At 56.6% G+C, this 511-nt stretch carries 1 rRNA gene; it reads right to left on the bottom strand.

The window, feature by feature from the left end:
* Positions 1–511 (bottom strand): 23S ribosomal RNA (locus IE145_RS33220); the annotation flags it as partial.

Below are 511 nucleotides of genomic sequence, written 5' to 3'. Positions count from 1 at the left end.
TCACCCGAACGCCTCGGTATTCTCTACCTGACCACCTGAGTCGGTTTAGGGTACGGGCCGCCATGAAACTCGCTAGAGGCTTTTCTCGACAGCATAGGATCATCCACTTCACCACAATCGGCTCGGCATCAGGTCTCAGACTATATGCACGACGGATTTGCCTACCGTGCGTCCTACACCCTTACCCCGGGACAACCACCGCCCGGGCTGGACTACCTTCCTGCGTCACCCCATCGCTTACCTACTACAAGTCTGGTTCATCGGCTCCACCACTACCCTCAACTCCGAAGAGATCGGGCCGGCTTCACGGACTTAGCATCGCCTGATTCAGTACTGGGCGTTTCAAAGCGGGTACCGGAATATCAACCGGTTGTCCATCGACTACGCCTGTCGGCCTCGCCTTAGGTCCCGACTTACCCTGGGCAGATCAGCTTGACCCAGGAACCCTTAGTCAATCGGCGCACACGTTTCTCACGTGTGTATCGCTACTCATGCCTGCATTCTCACTCGT

It is taken from the genome of Streptomyces sindenensis, from assembly GCF_014649035.1.
Classification (GTDB): Bacteria; Actinomycetota; Actinomycetes; order Streptomycetales; family Streptomycetaceae; genus Streptomyces; species Streptomyces sindenensis.
The sequence above is the reverse complement of the archived record's forward strand: the minus strand, read 5'-3'. Positions and strand labels throughout refer to the sequence as shown.